Source organism: Velazquezella soli (genome assembly GCF_977018685.1).
On the sequence record NZ_CDRNXF010000004.1, the window covers coordinates 3367146 to 3380051 of the forward strand.

Sequence of the window (12906 nt, forward strand, 5' to 3'; positions counted from 1 at the left end):
CCCGGTCAGATCGGCGAGAAGATGTCGCTGATCTGCTGGCCGACCGGCGGCTGCTGGACTTCCATCAGGCGACCGCGGCCACCGTAGGAAATGCGGGCTTCGGCGATCTTCTCATAGGATATCGTGTTCTCGGCATTCACGTCCTGAGGGCGCACGATGCCGGCAACGTTGAGGATGCGGATCTCATGGTTGACGCGCACTTCCTGCGAGCCGCTGATGATGAGATTTCCGTTTTCGAGAACGCCGGTGACGACCGCGGCCACGAGAAGTGTGAGCTTCTCGGCGCGGCTGATGGAGCCCTTGCCGTTCGACTGGCTGTCGGAATCAAAGCCCGCCGTCGAATCTGCCTCCGGCTTCCAGCCAAGAATTTCCGCGGCGGCCTGCCAGTTGGTGGTCTTGGAATTCTTGCGGCTGCGATCCGTCTCGTTGTCAAAGCTCGCCTTGTCGTTCATCGAGATATTGACCGTCAGGATGTCGCCGACGTTCAGCGCGCGGGCATCCTTGAACAGGGCGCCCTGGCTGTCGCTCCACAGCGAGAAGCCGCTCGCCATGTGGCGCGGCTGCTTCGGATACATCGACATCTGCTGCGTCTGGCCATATTGCAGGCCGCTGCCGATCGGGCTCATGGCCGGCGCATTGCCGATTTCCTTGATGGTCGTCATCTGCCCGTTCTGACATCCGGCGATCAGCGATGTCATCGCAAGAAGAGCCGTGAGTTGCTTTTTCATGACGGGTCCTTGGAAGTATTGGGGTCTGCGGCGCTCGCCATGATCATTGCGACCATGGCAGCCTTCTGGGCGTCCATTTCGGCAAGGATCAGGCCCGATTGCCGCGGTGGCAGCTGCATGATGATGGCGGCTGCAATGTTGATGTTCATCTGGTCGAACTGCGGCGCGACTTCGTCAGCCTTTGCCGTCTTGTAGATTTCGACCAGACTGGCCTTGGCGCTGGCCAGGAACGCGTTGCGTTTCTTCAGCCAGTCCTGATATTCATCGCGCCGATTTTCGAGCTCGGTGATGCGCGTGTTGATGTCGCCCTGCAGCTTTTCCAGTTCCTGCTTCTGCAGGAGATAACGCTGGTCGCGGGCCGAATCGACGATGTTGCCGCAGAACTGCTGGACTTCCTGCTGGCTGCCACCGGCTTCCTGTGCGGCGCCGAGAAGCTGCGGCTGCTGCTGCGCGCGGGCGCCCGGTAGGAGGCAGAGCGAGAGAGCGGCGGCGATCAGATAGACCGAGCTGCGAGTGCCGAGAACCGGGAACCTGCCTGAAACTGTGTTGGTCATTGCAGAACGAGCTCCGCTTGCAGGGCTCCGGCAGACTTTATCGCCTGGAGGATCGAGATGATGCCGTCCGGCTTGACGCCGATATTGTTCAGGCCGGCGACCAGCGTCTTCAGATCAGGTCCGTCGATGACGGCAATCGGTCCGCCGGTCTTTTCGGCCATGATATCGGTCTGCGGCTGCACCGCCGTTTCTCCCCTAGAGAACGGTTCGGGCTGGATGACCTGCGGCGTCTCGGTGACCTGAACAGTCAACGTGCCGTAGCTGACCGCAACCCGGGCGACCCGGACATCGGCGCCGATGACGATCGTACCGGTGCGCTCGTTGATCACCACGCGTGCGGGGGCGTCGGTCTGGACCACGAGATTTTCGATGTCGCCCATCAGGCGGGTCAGGTCGGCTGAGCGCGGTTTCTGGACAACCACTTCCTGGCTGTCGCGGGCTTCGGCGATCGGATCGCCAAAGGTGCGGCGGGCATAGGCGTTGACGACATCGGCGATACGAACCGATGTCGAGAAATCCGGGTTGCGAAGCTGCAGCACCAGATTGACAGAATCCTTGAACTTGGACGGAAGCTCGCGCTCGATGATCGCTCCCGACGGCACACGACCGGCTGTGGTGACGCCTTCGGTCAGTGTCGCAGCAGCACCCTGTGCATTGAAGCCGGAGACGATCACCGACCCTTGCGCGACGGCATAGATCTGTCCGTCGGCGCCGGTGAGCGATGTCATGATCAGCGTGCCGCCGCGCAACGAGGTGGCGTCGCCGAGCGAGCTGACATTGACGTCGATGCGGCTGCCGGGGCTTGCAAACGAGGGAAGGTTGGCGGTGACCATGACTGCGGCGATGTTCTTGGCGCTGGACTGACCGCCCTGCGTCGAGATGCCGAGGTTCTGCAGCATGGCGCGCAGCGACTGATCGGTGAACGGAGACGAACGCAGGCTGTCGCCGGTTCCCTGCAGACCCACGACCAGGCCATAGCCGATCAACTGGTTCTCGCGACCGGACTGCAGCGAAGCGATATCCTTGATGCGGGACGACGTGGCCGTGGCATCGGTGACGGGCAGCATCGTGATGACCGCGATCGCCGCAATCATCAGTTTCCGGACCATACTCATTTCTGAACCACCTCGACGCTGCCGTCCGCCATCACCGTGCCGTTGACCATGACGCCCGTATCGAGGTTCCTGACCTTGATGACCTCGCCTGTCATCGCATCGTCCATGGGCGCGCCGCGGGCGGCGATGACCATGCGCTGCGACGAGAAGGTAAGCCTAACACTTGTGCCGCGCTTGACCGTGAAAGGATCGCGGAGAACGTTCAAAGGAATGGTGCGGCCGGCAAGCAGCGTCTTGCGCGTGACCTTGCCGACTACCTGATCCAGCGAACTGGCATAGCCCGGCGCGATATTCGGATTGGTGACGGCTACCTCGCTGACGAACGCTTCGCCGATCGTATCGCCCGGATAGATCGTGGTGCTGGGCACGACGGCATTGCGCGGCTCCGCGAATGCCGCCCCCGGCAGGATGAGCGCGCTCAAAAGCGCCCCGGCCAGCCAGGTCTTCATTCCGGTTTTCCAGCTGCTTGCCCGACCGGTTTTCCGGACGTTCTCTTGCCAAAGCATCATGCTCGGTCCGCCTTCTATCTTCCGCTACTTGAGGTTCTGGCTGACGATCTGCGCCATCTCGTCGGCGGTGGTGATCACCTTCGAGTTCATTTCATACGCACGCTGAGCGGAGATCAGATCGGTGATCTCCTTGACTGAATCGACGTTGGAGTTCTCGAGATAGCCCTGCTTGAGGTAGCCGAAGCCAGTCTCCTGCGGGTTGGCGACGACCGGCTGCCCGGATGCCGCCGTTTCAGAAAACAGGTTGTCGCCCAAAGGCTTCAGACCGGCATCGTTGACAAAGTTGGTCAGAGTGATCTGGCCGAGTTCCGTCGGGGTCGTCGATGTCCCGATCGTTGCATTGACGATCCCGTCTTCGCTGACGCTGACCGACGTCGCGTCAGTCGGAATGGTGATTTGCGGGATGACACCGTAACCGTCGGCAGTCACCAGTCTTCCGTTGGCATCCTTGTTGAAGGACCCGGCGCGGGTGTAGAGGGTCTCACCGTTGGTGCCTTCGACCATGAACCAACCACGCCCGACGATCGCCATGTCGAGATCGTTGCTCGTCTGGGTGATTTCGCCCTGGATGTGGAGCTTGCGGACGGACTGAGTCTGAACACCGAGACCGATATTGGCACCTTCCGGCACAGCGGACTGATCGGCGCGGTTGGCGACGCCCGAAGCGCGCTCGGTCTGATAGAGAAGGTCGGTAAACTCGGCACGCGACCGCTTGAAGCCGGTCGTGTTGATGTTGGCGATGTTGTTTGCGATGACTTCGAGATTGGTCTGCTGCGCATCCATGCCGGTGGCGGCAATTGCTAGTGCTCTCATGGTCTCTGCTCCAGTCTCTAGATCTGCATCTTGGTGATGTCGAGGTAGGCGGACACGATCTTGTCGCGGAACGCCGTTGCCGTCTTCAGCGCCTGTTCGGCCTGGAGAACGGCATCGACCACTTCACGCGTGTTCGCCTTGCCCTGGATGCCGGCAAACGATGCAGTTTCACCGCCCTTGACGGCGTTGATCGCGTCTGTTGCCATGCTGCCCAGGACATCACCGAAGCCCGGTCCTGCAACGGCCGTCGTTGCCGCGTTGACCGCGGTGCCGAGAACATTTGCTGCCGTATTGTCGCCGGAGACGCCGTCGGTCTGCTTTGTGAACAGGCCGAGGCCCTCAATAGGATTGATCATCTTTAACCTTTCAAGAGATCGATGGTCGCCGAGATCAGATCGCGGGACTGGCGAATGCTCTGGAGATTTGCCTCGTAGCTGCGGTTTGCTTCACGCAGGTCTGCCATTTCGATCAGCATGTTGACGTTCGGCATCTTGACGACGCCGTTTGCGTCCGCTGCCGGATTGCTGGGGTCGAGTTCTTCAACGAAGTCACCCTTGTCGACACCGATCTTCTGGACGCCGACGGTCCTGACCCCTGTTGCCCGGTCGAGTTCGGCGCCGAACGTCACCGTCTTGCGGCGATAGGGATCGGCACCCGGCGTATCGCCGGTGGTGCGGGCGTTGGCGATGTTTTCCGACACGATGCGGAGCCTGGTCGCTTCCGCTTCCATGCCGCTGCCAGAAATCTTGAGGGCTGCTGATAAAGGATCCATTGGGCTCACTTGCCGACTGCGGTCAACATCATGTTGTGGAACGCCTTCACTAGCTGCGTATTCAGCTCGTACTGGCGCTTGATCTCCCCGCTCTTGGAGAGTTCGCTGGCAACAGCAACCGTGTTGCCCGACTCCTGGTTGCCGATCTCGTTGTTGAGATCTTCGTCCCTGACGTCGACATTGTCCGAGCCGAGGCCGACGCTGGCGAAATGGGCCGAATTGGTGCGCGCCATCGGGATGTTCGAGGCGTCGAGTACCGATTGGAACGGCGTCACGTCCTGTGCCCGGTATTGTGGTGTATTCGCGTTGGCGATGTTGGTGCTGACGACTTGTTGCCGGATCGACAGCCACTCCGCCTGCCTGGAGGCAAGCTCAAACAATTGGATCTGTTGCATCACGTCTTCTCCGTCTTCTCGACAAAGGAGTAAGATTAGAAACTTGCGTGGGACTTGTGCTGATGCCCGCAGACCCGCGGCGAGCCCGGCAACAAAGATGAATGCTGCGTGGGTGCGGACCCGTTGCACGAGGTTTTGCGGGTCGACCGTTGAGGCCTAATTAACTTTCTGTTAAACATAAGCTTACAAATTGCTGCAAAAGCGATGGGCCTGCGTCTTCGACCAGGCGGGCATGAAGCCATTCGATCGCAGCCAGATGTTTTGGCAAAATCCCTTAGTTTTCAAGGATCATGCCTGATGTCCGACGCTATCTCCGTCAGCTATATCCAGAGTGCGTTGCAGACTCTGCTGTTCACCAGTGATTCGCTGGAAGAGGCACAGAAGCGTACCTCCAGCGGCTACAAGATCAATTCCCCGGCGGATAATGCGAGCTACTGGTCGGTCGCAAATTCGATGACGTCGGACACGAAAATTCTGAGCAGCGTGAACGATGCGCTCGGTCTTGGCGCCGCAAAGGTCGATGCCGCCTATTCCGCTGTCGAATCGTCGATCGATATTGCCGACCAGATCGTGGCCAACCTGACCACCGCCAAGGAAGACGGTGTCGACCAGAGCGCCGTCAACGCCACAATCAGCGATCTCAAGGCCAGCCTCTCGTCACTGATCAAATCCGCATCGTTCGGGAGTGACAACTGGCTTTACAACTCGTCGGAGGCCGACGCTGGCGCGAAGACCGTTCCGGCCTATTTCCAGCGCAGTGTGTCGGGTTCAGTATCGCTGTCCTACGCGACATTCGATGCAACAAATTCCACGCTGATCGATACCGGCGATGCAAACCGTGGGCTTCTTACGAGCTCGATCGATCCGAGTACTCTTGCCTCGAACGGAACCGGCTCGGGCAAACAGTATTATCTGCTGGACGCAGGGTCGGAGATCGCCACGGATGGTTCCCCGATCGAACTGACCGACGAGACGACGTCCGAAGACATCGACGACATGATCAACGTCATGAACTACATTCAGCAGAAGCTGACGACGCTCGGTTCAACGCTTGGGACGATGTCGAACCGGATCGATACCCAGTCGAGCTTCGTTTCGAGCCTGGCGGACGTGTTTGACAAGAGCATCTCGCACCTCATCGATGCGGACATGGAGGCGGAGTCGACCAAGGTCAGCGCCTATCAGGCCCAGCAGGAGCTTTCGTCCCAAATCCTCGGCATGGCCAATACCCATCTGCAGAGCCTCGCGACCCTCTTTAGGTAGGGCGGCCCTCTTCAGCGCCACGGCTCTGAAATTATCCCAATAAAAAGCCTCGGACGCCGGTGAACTGACCCCATCAAAGCTGGATACAGCTTTGATGGGCAGCGTACGGACGTGCCGAAGCTTTTTGCTATGCTGCCAGTTGCTTACTGGGCGCTCTCGTACATTTCTCCGGTGGAGGTGACGATCACCCATTTGCCGTTCTTCTGGGTAAGCGCGGCCAGACGGCTGTTGTCCGGCAGGACCGAACCCGTCTGAACAATGTACATTCCCCGATCGTCCTCGATCATCGCGCGTCCGTTGGCGACGTGAAGAAGACGGAAGCTGGAGCGTCCAGGGAACGGCTGCTGAGTGCCCGTGTCCTCGCCCTTCGCATCGGCCGAGCCCGCCTTGGGAACTGTTGCCGTTACAAGCAGGTCGGTCGGGTCCTCGGGCGGTCTGCGGGCCACCGACATCGGCGGTACTTCGACCACGTCGCGCTGACGGAAGCTGCGCAGGTCGCGCAGTTGCTCCCAACCCGAAACGTTGACGCCGAACTTATCTTCGTTGAGGAAGACGTACCACGGGAACATGGCGGCGGCGACGGCGAGCAACAACGTGCCGCCCTTCAGCGTGATGTCTGCCGCCGTGGTCTTTTCGTCCGACTTCTTCTTGAAGCGTTTTGCCAGTTTCTGCCGTTGCGTGAATTTCATCCCCAATCCCTCATCAACCCCTCTTGAGAGCCGGCATCTGGCCCTGGGCCGCGACATTGCGCAGCGCGATGGCCAGCTCCGCGTAGGCATCGGCAACGCGCTTGTCGCCGGGCGTCTGCTTCAGCACTTCATAGATCGCAGGCACCTGCCTCACCGCCATGTCGAGATCGGCATCTGTCCCTTGCCGGTAGCCGCCGATCAGGCGCAGATCGCGGGTTTCCTCGAAGCGATGCATCAGCGTTTTCAACCGCATGACCAGTTTCTCCTGGTCGGGCGTCCAGGCCTTTCGGGCTAGACGCGAGATCGACGACAGCGGATTGATCGGCGGGTAGCGACCTTCGTCGGCGAGACCGCGCTCCAGCACAATGTGCCCGTCGAGAATGCCGCGGGCGGAGTCGGAGACCGGATCGTTGTGGTTATCGCCGTCGACGAGGACGGAAATGATGGCGGTGATCGTGCCGCTGTCTTCGAGGCCCGGCCCTGCCCGTTCCAGCAGTTTGGGCAGTTCGGTAAACACCGAAGCCGGATAGCCGCGCGAAATCGGCAACTCGCCGCCGGCGATCGCGACTTCACGCACCGCATGCGCAAAGCGCGTCACGCTGTCTGCGATGAACAGCACGTTTTCGCCCTTGTCGCGAAAGTGCTCGGCAATGGTCATGGCGATCAGCGGCGCCATCTTGCGCAGCATCGGGCTTTCATCGCTGGTGGCCACCACGGCGATGGATTTCTTCATGTTCTCGCCCATCGTGTCTTCGATGAATTCGCGCACCTCGCGGCCGCGTTCACCGACCAGCGCAATCACGACGCGGTCGAACGCATCGGCGCCGGCCATCATCGACAGGAGCGTCGACTTGCCGACGCCGGAGCCTGCGAAAATGCCGAGACGCTGGCCGAAGCAGAGCGGCGTGAAGATATCGATCGCCTTGACGCCGGTACGGAAACCTTCCTCGACGCGGCGGCGGGACATGGATGGCGGCGCGGTACTCATGATCGACCGCGCCACGTCGCCCTGCACGAGCGGGCCGCGGTCGTCGATCGGCCGGCACAGCGCATCGATGGCGCGACCACACCAGCTGTCATGCGGGGATACCTTGAACTCACCGATGCGCAGAACACTGTCACGGATGCCGATCGGCTCGCCCGGTTCGATCGGGCAGATATGAACCTGGTCGGACTCGACCTTGATCACCTGGCCGAGATGCGTACCAACACTGCTGCAATGCTCGACGAAGTCGCCCAGCCTGACATGTTTCGAAAGGCCGCTGACGGTGTAATAGGTCGCGGAAATTGCGGTGACCACGCCGCCCGGTGCAAACGCAAAGGCCGGCCCGGTGTGGCGCCCAACAAGGGCTGCCAAGAGATCGAGCTTGTTTGCCGGGCCGTGAACTGTCTGACTTGCGGTCATGAGGGATCGTTTTCCGGCTTACTGGCTACCGCCCAAGGTCTTGATGGCCTCGGTGAAGCTGCTGTCTGTGGAGCTGAGAAGCGAGGAAATGCTTTCAAAATTGCGGCTGATCGAAATCAGCTCGGTCATCTGGCCGATGCCGTTGACGTTCGACTGCTCGATAAAGCCCTGCATGACGCCGACGTCGCTGTTGTCGACGACCGGCTGTGCCGGTGACGACGGCAGGACGCCGCTGTTTTCATAGCGCAGATAGCCCTTGGAAAGATCGGCCTGGAAGAGACCCAGCGAAGCGACAATCCTGCCGTCCTGCATGATGCGGCCATCGGTGCCGACCGAGGGCGGGCCGCCGTTGCGGTCGAGCTGGATGGCGCCACCTCCGGCATCGAGAACCGGATAGCCCCGGATCGACTGGAGTTCGCCCGTGTCTGCCATGGTGAAGCGTCCGTCACGGGTCAAGACCTGGCCCGCCGGCGTATCGATCGCCATCCATGCGTCACCCTTGACCGCAAAGTCGAGAGGGTTGCCGGTCTGCTGCAGTTCTCCCGATCTCGTGGAGAGGTAGTCGTTGCCCTGCGACACGAAGGAGACCGACGCGGAGATGTTGTTGTCGATCTTGGCGAGCATCTGGTCGAACTTTACTTCGGTCGCCCGGAAGCCGACGGTGTTCATGTTGGCCATGTTGTCCGCGACGGTCGTCAACCGCCGCTCAAGCGCCATTTGGGCCGACAGGCCAACATAAATACCAGATTGCATCGATGGATCTCCTGAGATGAAGCGGCTCCTACCATCGAGGAATCGCCGAGCGGCCTGAACCGGCCTTCGTGCGCATTCAAACAGGGGTTGCTTGTGTGAAGCTGATCGAAAGTGCGAAACGGCGGAGAGGCCGCGATAGCCAGCTTCACGCAAGGCTACCCGCCTAGATGTTCCGCTGCATTAATGACGGCGGATACACATCAAAATGATGATCATTGTGGGTTTCATAATCACTATTGGCTGCGTGCTTGGTGGCTTCATGGCCATGGGCGGCCATCTCAATGTTCTGTTCCAGCCTTTCGAGCTGGTGATCATCGGCGGCGCAGGCCTGGGCGGCTTTATCATGGCCAACCCGATCAAGGTCGTGAAAGACAGCGGCAAGGCACTGGGTGAAGCCTTCAAGTTCGCGGTTCCCAAGGAGCGCGAATATCTCGACATCCTCGGCGTTCTCTACGCACTGATGCGCGACCTCAGAACCAAGCCGCGCAACGAGATCGAAGCGCATATCGACAACCCGCAGGAATCGTCGATCTTCCAGACGGCTCCGACGGTTCTGAAAAACAAGCAGCTGACCGTGTTCATCTGCGACTATGTTCGCCTGATCATCATCGGCAACGCCCGCAGCCACGAGATCGAGGCGCTGATGGACGAAGAGCTGGAGACGATGCTGTCGGACAAGCTCAAGCCCTATCATGCGATTACCGCAATGGGAGACTCCTTCCCGGCCATCGGTATCGTCGCCGCCGTTCTCGGTGTCATCAAGGCCATGGGCAAGATCAACGAGTCGCCTGAGGTCCTCGGCGGACTGATCGGCGCCGCACTGGTCGGCACCATGCTCGGTATCATTCTCTCCTACTGCGTTTGCAATCCGCTGACCTCGCAGATCAAGGTCGTCCGCACAAAGCAGCATCGCCTCTACACGATCGTCAAGCAGACGCTCATCGCCTACATGAACGGCTCCGTACCGCAGGTCGCTCTCGAATACGGTCGCAAGACCATCGGCAACGGCGATCGTCCTTCGATCGACGCCGTCGAGCAGGAGATGATGAACCCCGGTGGTGAGAGCAAGGCGGCCTAACGATGAACAATCCGTCGAGCGAAGTCACTAAGCCGATTGACCCGATCGTCCTTGCGCGGCTGACAGGCAGCCTGGGTGACGTGAAGACGATTGCCCATTGCTGCAGCGATGTTGCAGCCCTGCAATGCCAGCTTCTCGGCGATGTCGTCCAGGAGGAAATGCAGCTCGACATCGGCGTCGAATATGCCGGCCACGTCTCCGGTCTGCGCTCTCAGGTCATCGCGGGGCTTGGCGCGGGTTACACGCTTGTCAGCGCCAGTCAGCGCAACTGGTGTACCCATTTCGTGATCGCCACCCGGAACAGCCTGCCGATCGCCATGATCGCGCAGCTGCTCGGCGATACCGACCAGCCTTCTGATGACACGCGCACGTTGACGTCTATCGAGGGCGATATCGCATCGCTGCTCGTTTCGCGGATCGCGGGCGTGCTTCGCCTCGGCCTCGGCCCCAAGGGGGAGTTCGAGCCGGTGCTGTCGCCATGCTATCCGATCACCGACTACGCCCGGCAATCGCTGGAGATCCCCGACTGTTTCGCAGCCGCGGTCCGGCTTCAGGTCAAGCTTGGATCGCTGACGGGGGAGGTCGTGATCGTCATTCCGCAAAGCGTGTTGCTGAAGACGACGATCACCCGTCCTTCCGGACAACTGGCAAACAGTCTTCCGGCGCCGGCCAACGCCGTTGCCGATCACGTGCTGCGCTCGCAGATCGATCTTTGCGCGCGCATCAAGCTCACGCCGCTCAAGCTTGGCTCAATTGCCAGATTGAAGCCTGGTGATACCATACCGTTCGAAGACATCGGCGACATTGGGGTCGATATGGATGCGAACGGGAAACTGATCTACCGCTGCGAGTTCGGCCGGTCCGGCGACAGCTATTCCGTAAAGATAAAATCCAACGTCTCTCCAGACGGCAATATACTCAAAAAAATTCTCGATAATTGACGCGGCGCTTCCGCGCCCGGCAGCTTCAGACAAGTTTCGATGTGGATAATAGATCATGGCTAGAAAAACGACCGTCAAAAACGAACTAACCGAAGATCCGATCGCCTCGAGCAGCCTGGATCTGGAACACGCGATCGACGACCTGCGTGGCGCATTGAAGGCGGACGAGGACGGCACGCTGCTGTCGGCCGATCCGTTCGCGTCACCGGCCTCCGATTTCGGCAGCGACAGCTTCGGTTCGACGGATTTCGGAACGAGCGACTTTGGCTCGACCGATTTCGGCGGCAGCGACTTTGGTGGTGGCGACCTTGGCAAGTCCGACTTCGGAGCCAGCAGCTTTGGTGGTGGCGCAAGTGCGATGCCGAGCTTCGGATCCGACACGCACGGCGAAAGCCTCGAGGCCAATCATGACCTCATCTTGGACATTCCGATCGATGTCCAGATCGTGCTCGGTTCAAGCCGCATGCCGGTCAAGGGTCTGATGAGCCTCAAGGAAGGCACGACGATCACGCTCGACAAGAAAATCGGCGAGCCGGTCGATATCACCGTGAACGGTCGCCTGATCGCCCGCGGCGAAATCACGCTTCTCGAAGACGACGATACACGCTTCGGCGTAAAGCTCACTGAATTGTCAGGAGCTCCCAAGAGCTAAAATGAATTTAGCGTTTTAGGACAAGCCCATGATGGACTTCGATACCTTTAGTGACAACCTGCCCGGCCAGCCGCTTTCTCAGGCAGAGAAAGCGGCTGCGGTTCTGCTCGCAATGGGAACGGGCGTTGCAGGTAAGCTGCTGAAGTATTTTACCCAAGCCGAACTGCAGACAATCATTGCCTCCGCGCAGAGCCTGCGCGCCATTCCGCCAGACGAACTGACCACTCTCGTCAACGAGTTCGAAGACCTGTTCACCGAGGGGACAGGTTTGATGGACAACGCCATGGCGATGGAAAAGATTCTCGACGAAGGCCTGACGCCGGAAGAGGTCGACGGCCTGCTCGGCAGACGCACCGCGTTCCAGACCTACGAGGACAGTCTCTGGGACCGTCTTCAGGACGCCGATCCGGTTTTCATCTGCAAGTATCTCGGCCGCGAACATCCGCAGACGATCGCCTACATCCTTTCGATGCTGCCTTCCGCCTTTGGTGCGAAGATCCTGGTCGAACTGCCGGAAAGCCTGCGTGCCGACATCATGAAGCGTGCGGTGAACCTAAAGAACGTCAATCCGCAGGCGGTGCAAATCATCGAAAAGCGGATCGCCGATCTCGTCAACGAAATCGATGCCGAGCGGAACTCGACCGGCCCGGTCAAGGTCGCGGACCTGATGAATCAGCTCGAAAAGCCGCAGGTCGATTCCCTGCTCGAATCACTGGAACAGGTCAGTCAGGAAGCAGCCCAGAAGGTTCGCCCGAAGATCTTCCTGTTCGAAGATCTCATGGTCATGCCGCAGCGCAGCCGTGTCATCCTGCTCAACGATATCGCGGGCGACATCCTGACGATGGCGCTGAAAGGTTCGTCGGCACCGATGCGCGAATCCGTGCTCGTCTGCCTCAGCCCACGCCAGCGCCGCATGGTCGAATCGGATCTTGCCGCCGGCGGTACGATCAACCCGCGCGAAGTGGCGCTTGCCCGCCGCGCGATCTCGCAGGAAGCGATCCGGCTTGCCAATTCCGGCCAGATCGAACTCAAGGAAAAAGAAGCACCGGCAAGCGAAGCGGCCTGATTGCCTCCGCTGCCGGACGCATCCAACACCGAAATGCCCGCCTCGTGCGGGCATTTTGTTATCCTTCGCCATCTCGGATGCGGTCAAGCATAGCCGAGACACGATGGAAACTATGCTCGCAGCGCCGCGAATCGGTTAAGGCTTTCGCGCTCGCCGAGCTGGACGAGTATGGG

General features: G+C 60.0%; 16 protein-coding genes. 5 read left to right on the forward strand and 11 right to left on the reverse strand.

Annotated elements, in window-relative coordinates; genetic code table 11:
- Positions 1-5 precede the first annotated feature (5 nt).
- From flgH to flgB, 8 genes are all read right to left on the reverse strand, one after another.
- Complete coding sequence (gene flgH / locus AC0JZ8_RS19945) at positions 6-728, reverse strand: flagellar basal body L-ring protein FlgH (RefSeq protein ID WP_062453806.1); 723 nt, start codon at positions 726-728, stop codon at positions 6-8.
- Positions 725-1282, reverse strand: a complete 558-nt coding sequence (locus tag AC0JZ8_RS19950) for a MotE family protein (RefSeq protein ID WP_471893274.1) — start codon at positions 1280-1282, stop codon at positions 725-727. The genes flgH and AC0JZ8_RS19950 overlap by 4 nt, the downstream gene beginning before the upstream one ends.
- Positions 1279-2376, reverse strand: coding sequence for a flagellar basal body P-ring protein FlgI (locus AC0JZ8_RS19955; RefSeq protein WP_371816134.1), 1098 nt, complete (start codon positions 2374-2376; stop codon positions 1279-1281). Before AC0JZ8_RS19955 ends, AC0JZ8_RS19950 begins: the two co-directional genes overlap by 4 nt.
- A 17-nt stretch (positions 2377-2393) precedes the next feature.
- The gene (gene flgA, locus AC0JZ8_RS19960; RefSeq protein ID WP_244473995.1) at positions 2394-2846 is read right to left on the reverse strand and encodes a flagellar basal body P-ring formation chaperone FlgA; all 453 of its coding nucleotides are present in this window, start codon (positions 2844-2846) and stop codon (positions 2394-2396) included.
- Between the two features lie 84 nt (positions 2847-2930).
- Positions 2931-3719, reverse strand: coding sequence for a flagellar basal-body rod protein FlgG (flgG, locus tag AC0JZ8_RS19965; protein ID WP_062453809.1), 789 nt, complete (start codon positions 3717-3719; stop codon positions 2931-2933).
- A 17-nt stretch (positions 3720-3736) separates the two neighbouring features.
- Positions 3737-4075, reverse strand: coding sequence for a flagellar hook-basal body complex protein FliE (gene fliE / locus AC0JZ8_RS19970; protein ID WP_062453810.1), 339 nt, complete (start codon positions 4073-4075; stop codon positions 3737-3739).
- 2 nt (positions 4076-4077) lie between these two features.
- Positions 4078-4491: a flagellar basal body rod protein FlgC gene (gene flgC / locus AC0JZ8_RS19975; RefSeq protein WP_062453811.1), complete on the reverse strand. Its 414-nt coding sequence runs from the start codon at positions 4489-4491 to the stop codon at positions 4078-4080.
- A gap of 5 nt (positions 4492-4496) precedes the next feature.
- The gene (gene flgB / locus AC0JZ8_RS19980; RefSeq protein WP_062453812.1) at positions 4497-4886 is read right to left on the reverse strand and encodes a flagellar basal body rod protein FlgB; all 390 of its coding nucleotides are present in this window, start codon (positions 4884-4886) and stop codon (positions 4497-4499) included.
- A 297-nt stretch (positions 4887-5183) separates the two neighbouring features.
- On the opposite strand from flgB, the gene AC0JZ8_RS19985 reads away from it, so the two are divergent.
- On the forward strand, positions 5184-6149 hold the full coding sequence (locus AC0JZ8_RS19985) for a flagellin N-terminal helical domain-containing protein (RefSeq protein ID WP_062579095.1): 966 nt from the start codon (positions 5184-5186) through the stop codon (positions 6147-6149).
- A 143-nt stretch (positions 6150-6292) separates the two neighbouring features.
- Here the strand turns inward: AC0JZ8_RS19985 and AC0JZ8_RS19990 are convergent, their stop codons facing one another.
- The 3 genes from AC0JZ8_RS19990 to flgF are packed head-to-tail and all read right to left on the reverse strand — an operon-like array spanning position 6293 to position 8996.
- Positions 6293-6838: a hypothetical protein gene (locus AC0JZ8_RS19990; protein ID WP_062579093.1), complete on the reverse strand. Its 546-nt coding sequence runs from the start codon at positions 6836-6838 to the stop codon at positions 6293-6295.
- 13 nt (positions 6839-6851) lie between these two features.
- Positions 6852-8243 (reverse strand): flagellar protein export ATPase FliI, encoded by a 1392-nt coding sequence (gene fliI / locus AC0JZ8_RS19995; RefSeq protein WP_062453815.1) that lies wholly within the window; start codon positions 8241-8243, stop codon positions 6852-6854.
- A gap of 18 nt (positions 8244-8261) precedes the next feature.
- The gene (flgF, locus tag AC0JZ8_RS20000) at positions 8262-8996 is read right to left on the reverse strand and encodes a flagellar basal-body rod protein FlgF (protein ID WP_062453816.1); all 735 of its coding nucleotides are present in this window, start codon (positions 8994-8996) and stop codon (positions 8262-8264) included.
- A gap of 205 nt (positions 8997-9201) precedes the next feature.
- Between flgF and motA the strand changes: the two genes are divergently transcribed.
- Genes motA through fliG form a run of 4 tightly spaced genes read left to right on the forward strand, consistent with a single transcriptional unit; the run spans position 9202 to position 12733 of the window.
- Entirely contained in the window at positions 9202-10074 is an 873-nt protein-coding gene (gene motA / locus AC0JZ8_RS20005) for a flagellar motor stator protein MotA (RefSeq protein WP_062453817.1), read from the forward strand.
- A 2-nt stretch (positions 10075-10076) separates the two neighbouring features.
- The gene (locus tag AC0JZ8_RS20010; RefSeq protein WP_471893275.1) at positions 10077-11015 is read left to right on the forward strand and encodes a FliM/FliN family flagellar motor switch protein; all 939 of its coding nucleotides are present in this window, start codon (positions 10077-10079) and stop codon (positions 11013-11015) included.
- Positions 11016-11070: 55 nt separating this feature from the next.
- Positions 11071-11667: a flagellar motor switch protein FliN gene (gene fliN / locus AC0JZ8_RS20015; protein WP_062453819.1), complete on the forward strand. Its 597-nt coding sequence runs from the start codon at positions 11071-11073 to the stop codon at positions 11665-11667.
- Between the two features lie 28 nt (positions 11668-11695).
- Complete coding sequence (fliG, locus tag AC0JZ8_RS20020) at positions 11696-12733, forward strand: flagellar motor switch protein FliG (RefSeq protein ID WP_062453820.1); 1038 nt, start codon at positions 11696-11698, stop codon at positions 12731-12733.
- Positions 12734-12906: the final 173 nt, after the last annotated feature.

Excerpts from the sequence above, each read along its gene's own strand:
- flgH (WP_062453806.1), bottom strand. The coding sequence starts at position 728 with ATGAAAAAGCAACTCACGGCTCTTCTTGCGATGACATCGCTGATCGCC.
- AC0JZ8_RS19950 (WP_471893274.1), bottom strand. The coding sequence starts at position 1,282 with ATGACCAACACAGTTTCAGGCAGGTTCCCGGTTCTCGGCACTCGCAGC.
- AC0JZ8_RS19955 (WP_371816134.1), bottom strand. The coding sequence starts at position 2,376 with ATGATTGCGGCGATCGCGGTCATCACGATGCTGCCCGTCACCGATGCC.
- flgA (WP_244473995.1), bottom strand. The coding sequence starts at position 2,846 with ATGAAGACCTGGCTGGCCGGGGCGCTTTTGAGCGCGCTCATCCTGCCG.
- flgG (WP_062453809.1), bottom strand. The coding sequence starts at position 3,719 with ATGAGAGCACTAGCAATTGCCGCCACCGGCATGGATGCGCAGCAGACC.
- fliE (WP_062453810.1), bottom strand. The coding sequence starts at position 4,075 with ATGATCAATCCTATTGAGGGCCTCGGCCTGTTCACAAAGCAGACCGAC.
- flgC (WP_062453811.1), bottom strand. The coding sequence starts at position 4,491 with ATGGATCCTTTATCAGCAGCCCTCAAGATTTCTGGCAGCGGCATGGAA.
- flgB (WP_062453812.1), bottom strand. The coding sequence starts at position 4,886 with ATGCAACAGATCCAATTGTTTGAGCTTGCCTCCAGGCAGGCGGAGTGG.
- AC0JZ8_RS19985 (WP_062579095.1), top strand. The coding sequence starts at position 5,184 with ATGTCCGACGCTATCTCCGTCAGCTATATCCAGAGTGCGTTGCAGACT.
- AC0JZ8_RS19990 (WP_062579093.1), bottom strand. The coding sequence starts at position 6,838 with ATGAAATTCACGCAACGGCAGAAACTGGCAAAACGCTTCAAGAAGAAG.
- fliI (WP_062453815.1), bottom strand. The coding sequence starts at position 8,243 with ATGACCGCAAGTCAGACAGTTCACGGCCCGGCAAACAAGCTCGATCTC.
- flgF (WP_062453816.1), bottom strand. The coding sequence starts at position 8,996 with ATGCAATCTGGTATTTATGTTGGCCTGTCGGCCCAAATGGCGCTTGAG.
- motA (WP_062453817.1), top strand. The coding sequence starts at position 9,202 with ATGATGATCATTGTGGGTTTCATAATCACTATTGGCTGCGTGCTTGGT.
- AC0JZ8_RS20010 (WP_471893275.1), top strand. The coding sequence starts at position 10,077 with ATGAACAATCCGTCGAGCGAAGTCACTAAGCCGATTGACCCGATCGTC.
- fliN (WP_062453819.1), top strand. The coding sequence starts at position 11,071 with ATGGCTAGAAAAACGACCGTCAAAAACGAACTAACCGAAGATCCGATC.
- fliG (WP_062453820.1), top strand. The coding sequence starts at position 11,696 with ATGATGGACTTCGATACCTTTAGTGACAACCTGCCCGGCCAGCCGCTT.